This window comes from Streptococcus nidrosiense (genome assembly GCF_042140045.1).
Classification (GTDB): Bacteria; Bacillota; Bacilli; order Lactobacillales; family Streptococcaceae; genus Streptococcus; species Streptococcus nidrosiense.
On record NZ_CP152419.1, the window covers coordinates 686,618 to 703,833 of the forward strand.

Annotated in this window: 16 protein-coding genes and 1 tRNA gene; 14 read left to right on the forward strand and 3 right to left on the reverse strand. The window is 40.6% G+C overall.

Annotated features, from left to right (window positions below; all coding sequences use genetic code 11):
• Positions 1-116: 116 nt before the first annotated feature.
• From AAFQ93_RS03340 to AAFQ93_RS03345, 3 genes are all read left to right on the forward strand, one after another.
• On the forward strand, positions 117-674 hold the full coding sequence (locus AAFQ93_RS03340) for an ABC transporter substrate-binding protein (protein ID WP_375555610.1): 558 nt from the start codon (positions 117-119) through the stop codon (positions 672-674).
• A gap of 625 nt (positions 675-1,299) precedes the next feature.
• Complete coding sequence (locus AAFQ93_RS09670) at positions 1,300-1,788, forward strand: YSIRK-type signal peptide-containing protein (RefSeq protein ID WP_405053855.1); 489 nt, start codon at positions 1,300-1,302, stop codon at positions 1,786-1,788.
• 36 nt (positions 1,789-1,824) lie between these two features.
• Complete coding sequence (locus tag AAFQ93_RS03345; protein ID WP_405053856.1) at positions 1,825-4,665, forward strand: Spy0128 family protein; 2,841 nt, start codon at positions 1,825-1,827, stop codon at positions 4,663-4,665.
• Positions 4,666-5,258: 593 nt separating this feature from the next.
• On the opposite strand, the gene AAFQ93_RS03350 is transcribed toward AAFQ93_RS03345, so the two are convergent.
• Together AAFQ93_RS03350 and AAFQ93_RS03355 are read right to left on the reverse strand one after the other, a co-directional pair.
• A tRNA-Lys gene (locus AAFQ93_RS03350) sits at positions 5,259-5,331 on the reverse strand.
• A 264-nt stretch (positions 5,332-5,595) separates the two neighbouring features.
• A complete protein-coding gene (locus tag AAFQ93_RS03355) occupies positions 5,596-6,867 on the reverse strand; it encodes a replication-associated recombination protein A (protein WP_045762799.1) in 1,272 nt (423 codons plus the stop codon).
• Between the two features lie 115 nt (positions 6,868-6,982).
• On the opposite strand from AAFQ93_RS03355, the gene AAFQ93_RS03360 reads away from it, so the two are divergent.
• From AAFQ93_RS03360 to AAFQ93_RS03400, 9 genes are all read left to right on the forward strand, one after another.
• A complete protein-coding gene (locus tag AAFQ93_RS03360) occupies positions 6,983-7,453 on the forward strand; it encodes a DUF3013 family protein (RefSeq protein ID WP_045762800.1) in 471 nt (156 codons plus the stop codon).
• Between the two features lie 19 nt (positions 7,454-7,472).
• On the forward strand, positions 7,473-8,552 hold the full coding sequence (locus AAFQ93_RS03365; protein ID WP_223140524.1) for a M50 family metallopeptidase: 1,080 nt from the start codon (positions 7,473-7,475) through the stop codon (positions 8,550-8,552).
• A gap of 23 nt (positions 8,553-8,575) precedes the next feature.
• Positions 8,576-9,118 (forward strand): hypothetical protein, encoded by a 543-nt coding sequence (locus AAFQ93_RS03370; protein ID WP_045762802.1) that lies wholly within the window; start codon positions 8,576-8,578, stop codon positions 9,116-9,118.
• A gap of 49 nt (positions 9,119-9,167) precedes the next feature.
• Positions 9,168-9,602, forward strand: a complete 435-nt coding sequence (locus AAFQ93_RS03375; RefSeq protein ID WP_375555612.1) for an NUDIX hydrolase — start codon at positions 9,168-9,170, stop codon at positions 9,600-9,602.
• On the forward strand, positions 9,599-10,072 hold the full coding sequence (locus AAFQ93_RS03380; RefSeq protein ID WP_045762804.1) for a GNAT family N-acetyltransferase: 474 nt from the start codon (positions 9,599-9,601) through the stop codon (positions 10,070-10,072). Before AAFQ93_RS03375 ends, AAFQ93_RS03380 begins: the two co-directional genes overlap by 4 nt.
• Positions 10,073-10,209: 137 nt before the next feature.
• Positions 10,210-11,160, forward strand: a complete 951-nt coding sequence (gene prmA / locus AAFQ93_RS03385; protein WP_142322010.1) for a 50S ribosomal protein L11 methyltransferase — start codon at positions 10,210-10,212, stop codon at positions 11,158-11,160.
• Between the two features lies 1 nt (position 11,161).
• Positions 11,162-11,905 carry a 16S rRNA (uracil(1498)-N(3))-methyltransferase gene (locus AAFQ93_RS03390; RefSeq protein ID WP_045762806.1) on the forward strand — a complete coding sequence of 248 codons (744 nt, stop codon included), beginning with the start codon at positions 11,162-11,164 and terminating at the stop codon, positions 11,903-11,905.
• Between the two features lie 10 nt (positions 11,906-11,915).
• Positions 11,916-13,712, forward strand: coding sequence for an oligoendopeptidase F (pepF, locus tag AAFQ93_RS03395; RefSeq protein ID WP_375555613.1), 1,797 nt, complete (start codon positions 11,916-11,918; stop codon positions 13,710-13,712).
• Between the two features lie 176 nt (positions 13,713-13,888).
• Positions 13,889-14,338 (forward strand): thioredoxin domain-containing protein, encoded by a 450-nt coding sequence (locus AAFQ93_RS03400; RefSeq protein WP_375555614.1) that lies wholly within the window; start codon positions 13,889-13,891, stop codon positions 14,336-14,338.
• A gap of 101 nt (positions 14,339-14,439) precedes the next feature.
• On the opposite strand, the gene AAFQ93_RS03405 is transcribed toward AAFQ93_RS03400, so the two are convergent.
• A complete protein-coding gene (locus tag AAFQ93_RS03405; protein ID WP_000048146.1) occupies positions 14,440-15,204 on the reverse strand; it encodes a (S)-acetoin forming diacetyl reductase in 765 nt (254 codons plus the stop codon).
• A 273-nt stretch (positions 15,205-15,477) separates the two neighbouring features.
• On the opposite strand from AAFQ93_RS03405, the gene AAFQ93_RS03410 reads away from it, so the two are divergent.
• Positions 15,478-16,269, forward strand: a complete 792-nt coding sequence (locus tag AAFQ93_RS03410) for a DUF2785 domain-containing protein (protein ID WP_375555615.1) — start codon at positions 15,478-15,480, stop codon at positions 16,267-16,269.
• A 109-nt stretch (positions 16,270-16,378) separates the two neighbouring features.
• Positions 16,379-17,047 carry an MIP/aquaporin family protein gene (locus tag AAFQ93_RS03415; protein ID WP_375555617.1) on the forward strand — a complete coding sequence of 223 codons (669 nt, stop codon included), beginning with the start codon at positions 16,379-16,381 and terminating at the stop codon, positions 17,045-17,047.
• Positions 17,048-17,216 lie beyond the last annotated feature (169 nt).

A 17,216-nucleotide genomic window follows, 5' to 3' on the forward strand; every position in this document is an offset into this window, starting at 1 on the left:
ATGGAAATAAATGATACACTGAAAACTACAGGTTAGCCGTCAAAAATATATGTAATTTCAGGCTAGCTATTTTAGATGCAGATGAAACTGTATCATCATTTTAAAAGGAGATTATCATGAAAAAAACATTGCACTACACCAGTCTTTCAGCTCTTGCCTTGTTGGCTGCGGTGACACTTGCTGCTTGTGGAGGAAATACTGAAAAAACTACAGCATCTTCAAGCAAAGAGGCTTCATCCTCTAAAGTAACTAAGGAATCATCAAGTAAAACAGGAGCTAGTCAAAAAGAGGAGCAGAAGTCTGAGACGAGCCCATCAAGTTCCGCAAGCACTCAAACGGATAAGAAGGAAGAGAAGAAAAAATCGCCAGAAGCTTACGCAAAATTCCTTGGAACGTGGGAAAACTATGCTGGAACAACTGCGACAGTTACAGCGGATGGAATCGTGACTATTCAAAGTTCAAAAGGAACCTTCCAGTATGAAATGGGTCAAGTAGAGGAAAAAGATGGTTACTACTCAACAGGAATCCATCTTGTCGATGGTGGAGAAGGTGCACGCCTCATCTTTACACCAGCAGGTGTAGCAAATGAATTGACTGGTACGGATGGTAGCCAAGACGTCTTGGCAATCGGCCAATCACCAAGCGACAAAGATAGTCATTTTTACCGTAATTAAGCATGAGAACTGGAAGTAAGGGTGCGTAATCGCCCTTGCTTTTTTTATGTTCTCGAAGCATACATTTTAAATCATTCGAGTTTATACGACGTTTAAGTTGGATAATGAACAAGCCAACTTAAAATTGAAAGATAATAAGGACAATATCAAACAAGCCAAATTCAAAGCTTCAGAATGAAGAAAAAGTCCATTTTGGACAATTTTCTTCATTCTTTTTCTTTTACTAGATAAAAAATCTTAAAAAGAAATACCTCAGTATTTCTAAGAGTTTTCGCTGCCTCCAAAAAGAAAATTCTTTAATTACTGGATGGGATTGGTCTACATTCTGAAGCGCTGTTTCAAAGCTTTTCTAACGGGTTCTAATAATAGAACAATTGAGATTACCTTGAGTGCAACTATTTCAGAGTGGGGCAAATATAGGACAGAGAATGTAACTTGACTATAGAATTTGAAAAATCATTTGAATAAATTTTTAAATAAATATTAATTGTTGACTAGAATGTTTCCAGAGATTTTTAAATTATTCAAATAAATTAAAAACAAATAAATAAGAAAAAAATTGCATCATAAATCTAATAATGTTATAATCAAAATGAAATGCAGCTATAAAAACAGGAGAATATAGATGAAAAATAACTTTTATGAATCAAAGGAACGTTTCTCGATCCGTAAATATACTGTTGGTGTTGCTTCCGTTTTATTGTCAACGCTGGTATTTGCTGGAGGAAATGTTTGTGCGGATGAGGTAAAGGCTCTTACAAATACAGAAACCTCAATTGTTACAGCAGAAAATCAGGGAGATAAAAATAAAGAGTATGACCTTGAACGAAATGAGATATCAACATTAAAGAAGGATGAAAATCAACCAAATGAGGCTGTAATTACTACTAACAATAGTGTTGCTCCTACTGAGTTGAATTCTACATCGTCTAAAAAGTTTACAGAAGATCCTGAAAATGTAGATAGTGAGATAAAGACGGAGACGCAATCTACAGAAAAATTAAGACGAACTAAAAGGGAGACGCCTTCTTCAGGTAGTGAAACAACCTACGTTAAAACAGGTGATACGATTACTGTACAAAATCCAGATGTTGAAGTCAATTTTCCAAATTGAAATAGTTTATATGCTCCAACAGAAACTATCATTCATATGGAAATACCCGATGAGCTAGAAATTAAACAAAATGATAAGGTCGTTGTTGATATTCCAGATGAAATTAGAATTCCTACGAGCCTACATTATGATGTAACTGGTCCCAGTGGAGAAGTGATTGGTAATGTTCTTCTTGATTCAGTTAGTAACAAAGTGATAACCACTTTTACAGATTATTTCGAGAAAAACAAGGTTGCTAAACAATTCACATTAACATTTAGTACTGGTTGGAAATCATATGTTAAACCAAATGTACCAACGGAACTTAATTTCAGCGGACGAAAGATTACAGTAACAGTAGGACCGGAGAGTGCTCCTGTACCGGTTGAAAAGACCAAGGTCACAAAATACGGTGAGGCAGTAATTGGTCATCCTGAACTAATCAAATGGACCATTCGTCTAAATTCAGGTAGTCTAGTAGCTCCTCAGGTTTTGACTAATTACCAATTAATTGATACGCTTCCGGATGATCAAGAATTGGTTCAAGATGGAGATCCTATTTTGGACGAATTTGATGCAGAAACGAAAGAAACATGGCGTTTAGGTCGTGCAGCATCTATTCCTTCAGATCATGTAGATTTATGGAATGGAAAAGCTCTTAGAGCTGAAAGAGTTCAGTCGATTTCTCCGTGGATTTCCAAAGGGAACGCCATTCAGTTATTAGAAAATATAAAAGAAAGTCCAACTGGCTTTTCTTTCAAGATAGCGCGATTAAATGAACTTATTTACATTCGTTATATGACGAGATTGAAAAAGGTACCAAATACCAATGAGGAATTACAAGAAAAACATGGTAATAACATCAAAATAACTTATAATAATGGTGAGGAACAAGCTTATCAAGCAACTTTTGCATTTAAGGCGGGTGGTTCTGGTTCAGCATCAAAAGCAAAACAACCAGCAAGAGTCGATTTATCATTTACAAAAAGTCTTGAAGGAAGAAAGTTAAAAGCTGGTGAATTCACCTTTAATTTAATAGATCAGACGGGTCAAGTAGTTGATACTCAGAAAAATGATAGTTTTGGACATATAACCTTTATTCCGCAGTTGTTCAACTCTGCAGGAACTTATCATTATACGGTTGAAGAAGTGGCGGGTTCTGAAACTGGTATGACTTACGATAAAATGAAAGCTGATGTGATTATCACGGTAAGCGCTAGTGGAGATTCCTATGTAGCTCAAACAACTATGCCAACTGATACCGAGTTCAACAATACCTTTAAATCATCTCCTGTTAAAGTAAATCTGGAATTCAATAAAGCGCTTTCGAACGGTAATTTAAATGCAGGGGATTTCAGTTTTACATTGATTGGTGATAACAATGTTAATGAAACGGTGACTAACAAGGCTGATGGGAAGATTAACTTCAACGAATTGTCGTTTGATCAAGTGGGTGTATACAACTACACTGTTAAAGAAGTGAAGGGTGATAAGACTGATGTAGACTACGATGATATGACTATCGCAGTGAAGGTGACTGTAACAAAAGATGAAGACTCTGGTTTGTTAACTGCCCAAACCGAAATGATATCAACAGGTGGTGAAGCAACTGGTACAGATGATACAACTTTCAATAACTACATTGTAGCCCCAGTCACTGCCCAATTTGACTTTAGTAAGGCTCTTGCAGGCCGTATCCTTAAAGATGGTGAATTCAGTTTTGTCTTGAAAGATGAAAATGGTACGGTTCTTCAAACGAAGAAGAATGACGCCGATGGTAAAGTTTCGTTCGATGCTCTTACTTACAAGAACAAGGAAGTAGGTGTTCATAAGTATACAGTAGAAGAAGTCGCTGGTTCAGAAGCAGGAATGACTTATGATCCAATGAAGGCAGAGGTTACAGTGACTGTAACGAAAGCAGGTCATACCCTTACAGCAACCAAAGCCCTTCCAACAGATACTGAGTTCAATAATACCTTCACACCAGCAGCGACAAGTGCCCAATTCAATTTCACTAAGAAATTGGAAGGAAAAACGCTTGAAGCAGATGCCTTTACCTTTGAATTGCTTGAAAATGGCACTGCCATTCAAACGAAGAAGAATGACGTTAATGGGAACATCCAATTTGATGCCATTTCATATGACAAAGAAGGAACCTATACTTACACCGTTCGTGAAGTAGCTGGAACAGATACAGACATTGATTATGATAGTATGACTATCGCAGTAAAAGTTACTGTTACTAAAGATATTACTACAGGTCTTTTAAGTGCTAAGACTGAAATGACTGCATCGGGAGGTGAAGCAACTGGTACAGATGACAAAATTTTCAATAACTACGTTGTAGCTCCAGTTAAAGCACAGTTTAATTTTACTAAGAAACTTGATGGTCGTGAATTGAGAGCTGGTGAGTTTAGTTTTGTTCTGAAGGACGAAAAAGGGAATGTGATTGAAAATGTGAGCAACGATGCTGAAGGTAAGATCAAGTTCTCAGCTCTTGAATTCAGACGTGGTCAAGAAGGTACTTATATCTATCACGTGGAAGAAGTGAAAGGTACAGAGGCTGGAATTGAGTACGATAAGATGGTTGCGACCATTGGAGTTACTGTGACGAAAGAAGGTAAAGTGTTGACTCTTACTTCACAAATGCCGGAAGATACTGAGTTTAACAACAAGGTAACACCGCCAACACCGCCAACACCGCCAACACCGCCAACACCGCCAACACCGCCAACACCGCCAACACTGTCAACACCACCAACTCCAGAAAAACCTAAAGGTCCTGAGTTGCCAAACACTGGTGGACAATCTAAATCTGGAGTTGCTGCACTTGGTGCTGCGCTTGGTCTTGTAGGTCTAGGTTTGGTTGCAAAACGTAAAAAAGAAGATGAAGCTTGATATATATAGAATGAATCAAGATTTTATTCTAGATATTTAAATTAGTTCTATTTAAAAATTATTAATATATTTATTGAATAGATTAGTTTTTAACTAACTTGAAATGGTTGGAAAAGAAATCTAGACAATTCTGGGTGACTGCTTAAGTTAGGAATCTTTAATGGATAGCGGATAAATTATCGAGTTGGGATGAACACCACCAATAGTAGCGTAGAGGCCGGTACTTAAATGCTCTGTATTCAAAATCAGTTTTCACAAAATGGGCACCAGTTGCTTTGTCTATTGTCTTGAATGATATGCGTTAAAAGTTAGTTATCTCGAGCAATACGCACGATGGTGGAGAGGGTGCGCGTCTGATTTTTACCTCAGCTGGAGTCCAAAATGAATTGACAGGTAAGGATAGAAGCCAATACGTCTTGGCAATTGGCCAATCACCAAAATACAAAGATAGTCATTTTTACCGTAACTAAGGATGGAAAAAAAGAAGTGAGCCAAACTGATGGCTCACTTTTTGAATTGTAAAAATTGTAGATGAGATTTTTAATGCCGAACAAAAAAACCTTGAACCCAAGGCTTTTTCCTGTTGTATTAGATGCCCCCTACAGGGATCGAACCTGTGACCCACGGATTAAGAGTCCGCTGCTCTGCCAGCTGAGCTAAGGAGGCAAACAAAAAAGCTGTATTGGTGCCGAAACTTCACGGTTTGTATTGAACCCGCGCAATTAAGCAGGTGGGCAACTCGCTCTAACTGAAGCTGTTTCCGTGTGAGACGGCCTACATGCTGTTAGAAGACTTTTGTTTCCCTAATAATACAAAAAATAGTCGGTCAACACTTAAGTGTGAGGTCGTACACCACAGCGTTTCTATGTTTATATAATACCACTTTTTCAAAAAAAATCAAGGGGTAAATGTAATTATTTGGAAAGGATTTCACAATTTTCGTAATTTATCAATGGTTTCCTTGCGTTGAGCTAGGGCACGTTCGTATTTCCCAGTATCTTCTGGTGAGAAGTAGCTATGGTCGCGAATTTTTTCTGGCAAATAATCTTGCTTAACCCAGTGGCCGGGATAGCTATGAGGATAGAGGTAGTTTTGAGCGTTGCCTAGCTCCTTGCTACCGCTGTAGTGACCATCTCTCAGGTGTCTTGGGATTGGTAAGTGACCAGACGTTTTAAGGTCAGCCAGAGCCTTATCCATAGCCACATAGGCTGTGTTTGACTTGGGCGAGAGTGCCAGATCAATGACGACATTGGCAATGAGAATTCGAGCTTCTGGAAACCCAATCCTCTGTGCAGCATCTAAAGCAGTTACGGTATGGATCTGGGCATCGGGATTAGCCAAGCCAATATCTTCATAAGCAATCACAGTCAAACGACGTGCCAGGCTAGGTAGGTCACCAGCCTCTATCAGGCGAGCAGCATAGTGGAGACTAGCATCCACATCCGAACCTCGAATGGATTTCTGAAGAGCAGAGAGAACGTCGTAATGTCCATCTCCATCCTTGTCCATAGTAATGTAGCTTCTCTGCAGACTATTTTCCATAATATCGAGCGTGATATGGCGGACACCGTCATCATTTTCTGGGGTGGAGAGAACTGCCAAATCAAGCGAATTGAAGGCAGAACGGAGATCTCCATTGGTAGATGTCGCGATAAAATTAAGGGCATCAGCATCTAACTCAACTGGGAAATCAAAACCTCGTTCAGGGTCAGTCAGGGCGATTTGAATGGCTTCTTTGACATCTTGGTTAGACAAGGGTTCCAACTCAAAAATCTGAACACGACTACGGATGGCTGGGGTGACAGAAAAGAAAGGATTTTCAGTTGTTGCCCCAATCATGATGACTAGTCCGCTTTCTAAGAGAGGAAGGAGAAAGTCTTGCTTGGTTTTGTCGAGACGATGGATCTCGTCTAGTAGGAGAACTAGACCACCTGAAAATTTAGCTTCCTCGGCAATTTCTTGGAGACGTTTTTTGCTATCAACTGTCGCATTAAAGGTCCGAAAGGCATACTTGGTCGTTCCAGCGATTGCTGAAGCGATACTGGTTTTTCCGATGCCTGGAGGTCCATAGAGAATCATGGATGACAGTCGATTGGCCTCCACCATGCGACGGATGATTTTTCCTGGGCCTACCAGATGCTCCTGACCTATAACCTGGTCGATGGTTTTGGGGCGCATACGAAGCGCGAGATTGTCTGGCATAGCAGTCCTTTCTAACATGGATTTTCTGATACTAATGTGGTAATATGGTAGTATCTATTTTAGCATATTTCCGAGTATTCGGGGCGATTTAAGAGTCGTATAGAAAGAGGACAAAATGGCAACATACGGATTTTTAGATGTTTTACAAGAAGAGTTGGACAAGAACTTTCCCTTTGATTATGAGATTAGCTGGGACAAGCGCAATCATGCAGTAGAAGTGAGCTTTTTACTAGAAGCGCAAAATGCTGCAGGGGTGGAGATGTTAGATGAAGATGGAGAGGTTTCGTCAGATGATATCCTTTTTGAAGAAGCGGTACTTTTTTACAACCCTGCCAAGTCAACAGTTAATGCAGAAGACTATCTCACAGTCATCCCTTATCTGCCTAAAAAAGGTTTTTCTCGTGAATTTTTAGCCTATTTTGTCCTATTTCTCAAAGATACTGCAGAGGTTGGACTTGATGCTCTCATGGACTTTTTGGAAGACCCAGAAGCAGAAGAATTCGTCATGGAATGGAACCAAGAAGTCTTTGAAGAAGGAAAAGCAGGCTTGGAAGAGGGAGAATTTTACCCTTATCCGAGATATTAGGAGTTGGTTGGAGATTTTTATGAAGAAAATTGGGACTTATTTGGTTTATGTGCTAGCTTTTGCCTTTATTATGCTAGCTTTTGCTTGTGGAACCATCGCATTTGCAGAGTTGGGATATTCCGCAGTTTTAGCCTTTACTTTTGGTTATGCCTTCGCTCTTCTAAGCATGTATGTGATCTTTATTCTTCATGAGCTGGGACATGCCTTTTGTGGTTACTTGACAGGCTATAGGCTAGTAGCTTTTGGATTAGGCAACTTTCTTTTGGTTAAAAAGTCAGGCAAGTTTTATCTTAGCCGAACAGCTGTTCTCAAAAATGTTGGCGCTCAATACATTGGTTTAAAAGAGGATGAAAACGATCAAAGAATCATCCTGATGCTTTCAGGAGGCTTGATGCTTCATCTCAGCTTGATATTATTGGCGATAGTGTTTGGATTTTTGACAAGAAGCTGGTATTTTGCAGGGACTTGGATTTTTCTTAATTTGTCTTTCTTCCTAAATAACATTTTGCCAGTCGGCATCACCGATGGAGCAAAAATAGTAGAAATGATGCGGCATCCTGAGAATGTGACTTATGCTTATGTGATGTTGAGGCATTCTGCTCAAACTTTGCTGGCTCCTCAAGAATATGATTTGAAAGATTTTGTTCAACCAGTTCCTGAGGATGCAAAAGGGAGCTTTGTTGGTAGTGTATCAGCACTACAGGGATTAGTTTTTATCATGGAGGGTAAGCTTGAGTCAGCTAAAAAGCACTTGCAAACTTTACTTGAAAATACAGATAACTCAATGATTAGAACAATTTCTCAGTTATACCTTCTTCAAGTAACCTTGCTAGAAGGAGATAATAAGAAAGCGGAAGAATATGCAAGCATTCGAGGAGTCAAATCCTTTTTATCTCTAAAAACAGCAGATATGCAGGTCATTCAAGCTTGGTATCAATTTAAGGTAAAGAAAGATGTAGTTCAAACTCACAAGGCTATGAAGATTGCTAGACAGAAAATGAATAGCAGCCGAATGCTGCGGGATGAGAAAGCCTACTACCAGCAGTGGTTAGATGAGTTGGAACAAGCCATACAGGAAGAAGAGACTCAGGTTAGCTGAGAAATAGAAAAGGGAGCTGTCCGATGCTTCAGAAATTTAAGCGGTTATTTAGTAAGAAATCCCAAGAATCTCAAGAACGTGAGTCGTTTCTTCCCCGAAATCGCTTTGCGGATCTAGATTTCGAGCGAGTATTGAAGTCAGGAACTCGTTGTTGTGTTGATGAAGATGGGCACTATGTTGAGGATGGTAAAATCACATTATTTGAATTTTCTATAGACTTTGCAGAATTTGAGTTCATAGGTGATTTCAAAATTGAGGAGGAAGATCAGTTTAAGCAACTATTAGCTCGTTTGAATAGTTTTGACAATGCCATTCAGTCCCATTTGGAAAGCGAGTTGCAACAACCTATCCCTCAGTTTGCCAAGAATCTCGGCTATACTCAGAAGAGGTGGGAGAAAACCTTTTACTTCCATCCTTGGATATTAAGTTTTGATGAAAATCCTCCTAATCTTCGCTATGTTGCAGATTATGTCAATGATGAGTTTACGGTTTATTTTGCTAAAAAACATGGCAGATGGCAGGCGTACTGGGATGCAGAGTGCCAAAAGGAAATAGCAGAAGGCTAGTTCGGTCTTTTACAGACTCTAGTTGTTATCATAGGAAAGAGTAAACATCATGGAATTCTTGAATAAAAAGTTCGATTTCACAGGCTGCAAAATTGCTCTATTTTGTGGAGATAAGCTACTGACGATTTTGCGTGATGACAAGGAAAATATCCCTTGGCCCAATATGTGGGAGTTGCCAGGTGGGGGCCGTGAAGGGGATGAAAGTCCTTTCGAGTGTGCGGCACGTGAAGTTTATGAAGAAGTGGGAATTCATTTAAATGAGGATTGCCTGCTCTGGAGCAAGGTCTATCCCAGCATGCTCTTTGAAGGTCAGCAGTCTGTCTTTATGGTTAGTCAGATAAGTCAAGAACAATTCGACAAGATCAACTTTGGAGATGAAGGACAGACTTACAAACTGATGAGCATTGAGGAATTTCTCAATTCTAAACAGGCAGTGCCTCAGCTACAGGCGAGATTGAGGGATTATTTGGAGGAGAGTTTATGATAAGACTTGAACGAGCAGGAACAGAGGATTTAGAAACCATTATTGCCATTCAAAGAGCTAGTTTTAAAGCAGTTTATGACAAATATCAAGATGAATACGATCCTTATCTGGAGGACCGTGAACGAATTAAGTGGAAACTAGTCGAGCGTCCCAATAGCTATTACTACTTTGTGAAAGAAAACGAAGATAAAATCGGATTTCTACGAATTCAGACCAATGACGAGTTAACGAAAGCTTGGGTGGGAACGGCAGCGATTTTGCCCCAGTATCAAGGAAAAGGTTATGGCTCTGAGGGATTGCGCCTGCTAGAAGAGGAATTTTCAACCGTTAGACAATGGGATTTGTGTACGGTGTTACAGGATGCAGGCATGGTTGCTTTTTATGAGAAAAACGGTTACCGTCAAACCCATATCGAGCCTGAAAAAGAAGGTATGGATATGGTCTACATGAAAAAATTGATAGAGAAATAGAAAGGATGGTTCGGTTAAATTTCTAAACTGAACCTGCCCTAAACACGGTGCCAAAAAGATAAACTTCTCTTAGAAACAAGCGTCTTAAGAGAGTTTCCTATTTTGGCTTTGTGTTTTAAGGGCTTGGTATCTTAATGATGGAAACATGGCAAGAATTAAAAGTTACAGTGAAGCGTGAGGGGGAGGAGTTGGTTTCCAACCTTTTGATCGAGTTAGGCGCCCAAGGGGTTGCAATTGAAGATAGCATGGACTATGTGGGAAATGTGGACCGCTTCGGTGAGATTTTCCCAGAAGTCGAGCAACAGGAAGAAATCGTGGTGACTGCCTACTACCCTGACACAGTTGATGTAGCAGTGGTTGAGGCAGATTTGCAGGCTCATTTAGCAGAATTGACAGACTTTATGGATCTAGGAGAAATCAAGATTGGCACGACTGCCTTGGCTGAGGAAGACTGGGCCGACAACTGGAAGAAATACTATGAACCGGCACGCATCACCCATGACCTGACCATCGTACCGTCATGGACGGATTATGAAGCGACTGCTGGCGAGAAAATTATCAAGCTAGATCCAGGGATGGCCTTTGGGACAGGAACTCACCCGACGACCAAGATGAGCCTTTTTGCCTTGGAGCAGGTCCTTCGTGGTGGCGAAACAGTGCTAGATGTGGGGACAGGTTCTGGTGTTCTTTCTATTGCTAGTTCTCTTCTTGGTGCCAAGGAGATTTTTGCCTATGATCTCGACGATGTGGCGGTTCGTGTCGCTCAGGAAAACATTGAGCTCAACCCGGGCATGGAAAACATCCATGTAGCCCCAGGCGATTTGCTTAAGGGTGTGGAGATTGAAGCAGATGTTATCGTGGCTAATATCTTGGCGGATATCCTCATTCATCTGACAGAGGATGCTTATCGTTTGGTTAAGGATGAAGGTTATCTCATCATGAGTGGCATTATCAAGGACAAGTGGGACATGGTGCGTGAGTCGGCTGAGTCAGCAGGATTTTTCCTTGAAACTCACATGATTCAAGGGGAGTGGAATGCCTGTGTCTTCAAGAAGACCAAGGATATTTCTGGTGTGATTGGAGGCTAGCATGCAACAGTATTTTGTAAAAAGTCTTGCCACATCACCAGTCACCATCGAGGACAAGGAAACCAGTAAGCACATGTTTCAGGTGATGCGCTTGAAAGAAGACGATGAAGTGACATTGGTCTTTGATGATGGCATTAAGCGTTTGGCGCGTGTGGTAAATGTAGAGGCTCGTCAGTTTGAGGTAATTGAGGAATTAGCTGACAATGTGGAACTGCCAGTCCAAGTAACCATCGCATCTGGCTTTCCCAAGGGAGACAAGCTGGAGTTCGTCACTCAAAAAGTGACAGAGCTAGGTGCTAGCCAGATCTGGGCCTTCCCTGCTGACTGGTCCGTTGCCAAATGGGATGGCAAAAAATTGGGCAAAAAGGTTGAAAAATTAAAAAAAATCGCCCTTGGAGCAGCCGAGCAAAGCAAGCGTAACTTCGTTCCAAGCATCACCCTTTTTGAGAAAAAGGCAGATTTTCTAGCACAACTGGACCAGTTTGACCGCATCGTGGTGGCCTATGAAGAGTCGGCTAAAGAGGGAGAGGCAGCTGCCCTCATCCAAGCTGTTGCTGGACTGGAAAAAGGAGCAAAACTTCTCTTCATCTTTGGTCCAGAAGGTGGCCTTTCACCTGCGGAAATAGAAAGTTTTGAGGCTAAAGGAGCTGTTCTGGCAGGACTTGGGCCTCGTATTCTTCGAGCAGAAACAGCCCCGCTTTATGCCTTATCAGCCATCAGTGTATTACTAGAATTAGAGAAATAAGAGGAAGAAGATGGAACAAAAACACCGTTCAGAATTTCCTGAAAAGGAACTTTGGGATTTAACAGCCCTATACCAAGACCGTGAGGATTTCTTGCGTGCGATAGAGAAGGCGCGTGAAGACATCAATCAATTTAGCCGTGACTACAAGGGAAATCTTCACACTTTTGAGGATTTCGAGAAGGCCTTTGCAGAATTGGAACAAATATACATTCAGATGAGTCATATTGGCAATTACAGCTTTATGCCTCAGACGACAGACTATGGTAATGAAGATTTTGCCAATATTGCTCAGGCTGGGATGGACTTTGAGACAGATGCCAGCGTAGCTTTGACCTTCTTTGATGATGCCTTGGTAGAAGCAGATGAAGAAGTCTTGGATCGTTTGGGTGAATTGCCACATTTGACGGCCGCCATTCGTCAAGCCAAAATCAAAAAAGCCCACTATCTTGGGGCTGATGTGGAGAAGGCCTTGACCAATCTGGGTGAAGTTTTCTACAGTCCACAGGATATCTATACTAAAATGCGAGCTGGGGACTTTGAAATGGCCAATTTTGAAGCCCATGGAAAAACCTATAAAAACAGTTTTGTGACCTATGAAAACTTCTATCAAAACCACGAGGACGCTGAGGTTCGTGAGAAATCCTTCCGTTCTTTCTCAGAAGGACTACGTAAGCACCAAAATACGGCAGCTGCAGACTACCTTGCTCAAGTCAAGTCTGAAAAACTATTGGCAGATATGAAGGGATACGGCTCAGTTTTTGATTATCTTCTGGCTGAACAAGAAGTAGACCGTGCCATGTTTGATCGTCAGATTGACCTCATCATGAAGGACTTTGCGCCAGTTGCTCAGCGATATCTCAAGCATGTTGCCAAGGTGAATGGTCTTGAGAAGATGACATTTGCTGATTGGAAATTGGACTTGGATAGTGCTCTGAATCCAGAGGTTAGCATTGATGATGCCTATGATTTGGTCATGAAGTCGGTAGAACCTTTGGGACAAGAATATTGTCAGGAAGTTGCTCGCTATCAAGAAGAACGCTGGGTGGACTTTGCTGCCAATAGTGGCAAGGATTCTGGTGGCTATGCAGCTGATCCATACCGTGTGCATCCTTATGTTCTCATGAGCTGGACAGGTCGTTTGAGTGATGTCTATACCTTGATTCATGAAATCGGGCATTCTGGTCAATTTATCTTTTCAGATAATCACCAAAGCTATTTTAACGCCCACATGTCGACCTACTATGTCGAAGCACCATCAACCTTTAATGAATTGCTTTTAAGTGATTACTTGGAACATCAGTCTGACGATCCACGTCAAAAACGTTTTGCCCTTGCTCACCGCTTGACAGATACTTACTTCCATAATTTCATCACCCACCTCTTGGAAGCAGCCTTTCAGCGTAAGGTTTATACACTGATTGAAGAAGGGGAAACCTTTGGAGCAAGCAAGCTCAACAGCATTATGAAGGAAGTTTTGACAGATTTCTGGGGAGATGCTATTGAGATTGATGATGATGCGGCCTTGACTTGGATGCGCCAAGCTCACTATTACATGGGCTTGTATAGCTACACCTACTCTGCCGGTCTTGTAATTTCAACTGCTGGCTATCTCCATCTGAAACAATCAGAAACTGGAGCTGAAGACTGGCTCAATCTCCTCAAGTCAGGAGGTAGCAAAACACCACTTGAGTCAGCTATGATTATTGGAGCCGATATTTCAACAGATAAACCACTCCGTGATACCATTCAATTCTTGTCAGACACGGTTGATCAAATTATCGCCTACAGTGCCCAGTTGGGAGAGTAAAATCATAAAAGTGCAACAATAGAGCTATATTGTTGAGATTTTAGAATGACATTTATTTCATAAAGTTTGCTGAAGACTTTGTCTTCAGACTCTGCATCATTATAGATCTATCGGTTGGATTTTATATCTTGTCGTGGGCGATTAGACTAGGGGAAAATACTTAGAAAAGGACGGAGATGCTAGTGCGTGTCAATAAAAAACTTAGCTTGTTTATCATTGGAATTGCTATGCCGATTTTGTTTATGATTTGGAAATTCAGTCAACCTGTTCTTCCAAAAACTTATCAGGAGGCTGTTCAGTATACTAAAGCAATCAATATGAAAGAAATGCGCTCCAAACTTGCAAATGGCGACGAGTTTGTCGTCTACATTGGAAGAGAATCCTGTCCTTACTGTCAAAAGTTTGTGCCCAATTTGGCTCTAGCGATTCAAAAAAGTCACCAGACGGTCTATTATTTGGATAGTGCTTCTGATGAAAAGGATGAGATTACAGCCTTTGCAAAAGAAATGGATATCCAAACGGTTCCGAATCTTTCAGTCTATCAAAATGGTAGTAAATCACGCTATTTAGAGCAGGGGAGTACTGCTAGTCTTGAAGAAATACTGTCATTTTTAAAGAATGAATAGTTCTGAAGAATTCTTATAAATGATAAAAAATGACTCCGAAAATTGGAATCGTAGAGATGAAAAAAGAGGTTGGATTTTTTTCCAACCTCACTTTCTTAATCTTAATGGAATTGCATACCACCATCAACGATAATGGTTTGACCTGTAATGTAGTTTGAATCTGGTCCAGCAAGGAAGCTAACTGCTGCAGCTACATCTTCTGGTTCAGATAGGCGTTTCAATGTAATATCTTTTGCGAATGTTTGCATACCCCACTCGTCGTCTTTTCCTGCATTTTTTCCAACTTCATGAGCGATATCATACATCATTGGTGTTTTAACGATACCTGGAGCATAGGCGTTGACAGTGATACCTGACTCTGCTAAATCACGCGCCAATGTTTGAGTAATACCACGAACAGCGAATTTTGTACCGCCGTAAACAGTCAAGTTTGGATTTCCGACAACACCTGCTTGAGAAGTAGCATTGATGATTTTACCACCGTGACCAAGTGCTTTGAACTGAGCTTGAGCAGCTTGTGCTCCCCAAATCACACCACCGACGTTAATAGCAAATGTGCGAGCGAATTGTTCCTCTGTAATTGTATCCAGAGGTGTAGTAGGAGCGACACCAGCATTGTTTACAACAACGTTCAAGTCTCCGAAATGATCGACAACTTTTTGGAAAGCTGCAGCAACTTCTGCTTGTTTAGACACATCAGCTACAACAGCAAAAGCTTTATCTGCTGACAATTCAGCAACTGCTTTCTCAGCTGTTTCAGCGTTGTAGTCTAAAACTCCAACCTTAAAACCATCTTGAACTAAGCGTTTTGCGATTGCAAAACCGATCCCTTGACCTGCACCTGTAACGATAGCTACTTTAGACATATGATTCCTCCTCGGTATCTGTGATACCATTCAAACGTTCATAAAAGAACAGCAAAAGGTTTATAAGTGAGTCGTGATAGGTTTCTAAAAGAAGTCCTATCACGTTTTAGTATACACCTTTGTGAAATTTGTGTCAAACAAATACTTGGTTTTTGGAAAAAATTAACCCTCTAAGAGTGAAAAAAAATCTGAGACTAACATATTTATCTCTTATAATGAAGATAGCTAGAAAAGAATGTTGTATAATAGATGTGTATGATTGGAGGTAGGCAGATGTATCCAGAATTGAAAAGAAAAGTAGTAGAAGAAGAACCGAGTTATCGTCAAGAAGAAATCCTGTGGTTGCTTGAGCACTTAGGGGATACTAGTCCAGAGATTCGCGATGAATTGGTTTTTACTAGTCTGGCTAGAGGGATTCAAGAAGAGTTATTTACCAAGGAGCAATTTCAGTTGATCGCTGATGTGATTGTTTCTGATGGTGGACTAGATAAAGAGCTTGATAAGATCGGAGTTCTCACGCTTGAACGTTCTTTTAGGGCACTTATTTATGCCTATCTCTTATCTGCTGATGGCAATCAACACTCTCTTTTTTATCGAGAGCTAAAAACTGATATCAGAAATACGTTGCTCGATCAAGGGTTGCACTACCTTGAAAAAGAAGAGGATACGACAGGTTTTTCAAGTCAATATGGTTGGGTGCATGCTTTTGCTCATGGGGCTGATCTTTTGACTGAAGTTGTTTGTCATCCAGACTTTCCTAAAAACAGAGTTCATGAAGTATTTGACATACTTGGCCAACTATTTAAAAGAATTACGATTCGGTTTATAGATGATGAGGACTGGCGCTTGGCCAGAGTCCTTTACGAACCTATTTTGCAAGGAAAGGTGGAGCAAGCGACACTGGCTTCTTGGATAAAATCACTTGATTTCCCGATAGAAGAGAGGGAAGATTTTTATAAATTTTCCAATTTCAGATCCTGTCTCTTAGAAGTCTATGTTCAACTCGACCAGAGAAATAGTTTACAAGATGACTTGAAAGAAGCTATTCAATCTTTCCAATATTAGATTTTGATTATCAAATGTGAAAACTTGCACAAAAGTTCCAAGCACATTTCTTGAAACCCTTTCCTTCTTCTGATAGACTAATACATAGTTTGAAAAAAGGAGATTTAACATGAAAAAATTTGTTGCTGAATTAATCGGTACTTTTATGCTTGTGTTCATTGGAACAGGAGCTGTTGTTTTTGGAAATGGTGTTGAAGGACTTGGACACCTTGGAATTGCTCTTGCTTTTGGTTTGGCAATCGTAGTCGCAGCCTTCTCAATCGGAACTGTTTCAGGTGCTCACTTGAACCCAGCTGTTTCTATCGCTATGTTTGTAAACAAACGTTTGTCATCTTCAGAGCTTGTAAACTACATCCTTGGTCAAGTGGTTGGTGCTTTCTTTGCGTCAGCAGCGGTATTCTTCCTCTTGTCTAACTCAGGAATGTCAACTGCAAGTCTTGGTGAAAATGCCTTGGCAAATGGTGTAACTGTCTTTGGTGGTTTCTTGTTTGAAACAATTGCAACTTTCTTGTTTGTTTTGGTGATTATGACTGTAACTTCAGCAAGCAAAGGTAATGGTGCAATCGCTGGTTTGGTAATTGGTTTATCATTGACAGCTTTGATTTTAGCTGGCTTGAACATCACTGGACTTTCAGTAAACCCCGCTCGTAGCTTGGCACCTGCTATCTTGGTAGGTGGCGCAGCTCTTCAACAAGTTTGGATTTTCATCCTTGCACCAATCGTTGGTGGAGTTCTTGCAGCTCTTGTTGCTAAAAACTTCCTTGGAACTGAAGAATAATTGAAACTCAAAAAGCCCTGCTCCTCAGCTTGAGGAACAGGGCTTTTTCGTATTATACTCTTCGAAAATCTCTTCAAACCACGTCAGCGTCTATCTGCAACCTCAAAACAGTGTTTTGAGCTGACTTCGTCAGTCTTATCTATAACCTCAAAGCAGTACTTTGAGCAAT

What these genes read in the sequence shown, in the direction of transcription:
- AAFQ93_RS03340 (WP_375555610.1), top strand. Translation starts at nt 117, where the DNA reads ATGAAAAAAACATTGCACTACACCAGTCTTTCAGCTCTTGCCTTGTTG.
- AAFQ93_RS09670 (WP_405053855.1), top strand. Translation starts at nt 1,300, where the DNA reads ATGAAAAATAACTTTTATGAATCAAAGGAACGTTTCTCGATCCGTAAA.
- AAFQ93_RS03345 (WP_405053856.1), top strand. Translation starts at nt 1,825, where the DNA reads ATGGAAATACCCGATGAGCTAGAAATTAAACAAAATGATAAGGTCGTT.
- AAFQ93_RS03355 (WP_045762799.1), bottom strand. Translation starts at nt 6,867, where the DNA reads ATGCCAGACAATCTCGCGCTTCGTATGCGCCCCAAAACCATCGACCAG.
- AAFQ93_RS03360 (WP_045762800.1), top strand. Translation starts at nt 6,983, where the DNA reads ATGGCAACATACGGATTTTTAGATGTTTTACAAGAAGAGTTGGACAAG.
- AAFQ93_RS03365 (WP_223140524.1), top strand. Translation starts at nt 7,473, where the DNA reads ATGAAGAAAATTGGGACTTATTTGGTTTATGTGCTAGCTTTTGCCTTT.
- AAFQ93_RS03370 (WP_045762802.1), top strand. Translation starts at nt 8,576, where the DNA reads ATGCTTCAGAAATTTAAGCGGTTATTTAGTAAGAAATCCCAAGAATCT.
- AAFQ93_RS03375 (WP_375555612.1), top strand. Translation starts at nt 9,168, where the DNA reads ATGGAATTCTTGAATAAAAAGTTCGATTTCACAGGCTGCAAAATTGCT.
- AAFQ93_RS03380 (WP_045762804.1), top strand. Translation starts at nt 9,599, where the DNA reads ATGATAAGACTTGAACGAGCAGGAACAGAGGATTTAGAAACCATTATT.
- prmA (WP_142322010.1), top strand. Translation starts at nt 10,210, where the DNA reads ATGGAAACATGGCAAGAATTAAAAGTTACAGTGAAGCGTGAGGGGGAG.
- AAFQ93_RS03390 (WP_045762806.1), top strand. Translation starts at nt 11,162, where the DNA reads ATGCAACAGTATTTTGTAAAAAGTCTTGCCACATCACCAGTCACCATC.
- pepF (WP_375555613.1), top strand. Translation starts at nt 11,916, where the DNA reads ATGGAACAAAAACACCGTTCAGAATTTCCTGAAAAGGAACTTTGGGAT.
- AAFQ93_RS03400 (WP_375555614.1), top strand. Translation starts at nt 13,889, where the DNA reads ATGCTAGTGCGTGTCAATAAAAAACTTAGCTTGTTTATCATTGGAATT.
- AAFQ93_RS03405 (WP_000048146.1), bottom strand. Translation starts at nt 15,204, where the DNA reads ATGTCTAAAGTAGCTATCGTTACAGGTGCAGGTCAAGGGATCGGTTTT.
- AAFQ93_RS03410 (WP_375555615.1), top strand. Translation starts at nt 15,478, where the DNA reads ATGTATCCAGAATTGAAAAGAAAAGTAGTAGAAGAAGAACCGAGTTAT.
- AAFQ93_RS03415 (WP_375555617.1), top strand. Translation starts at nt 16,379, where the DNA reads ATGAAAAAATTTGTTGCTGAATTAATCGGTACTTTTATGCTTGTGTTC.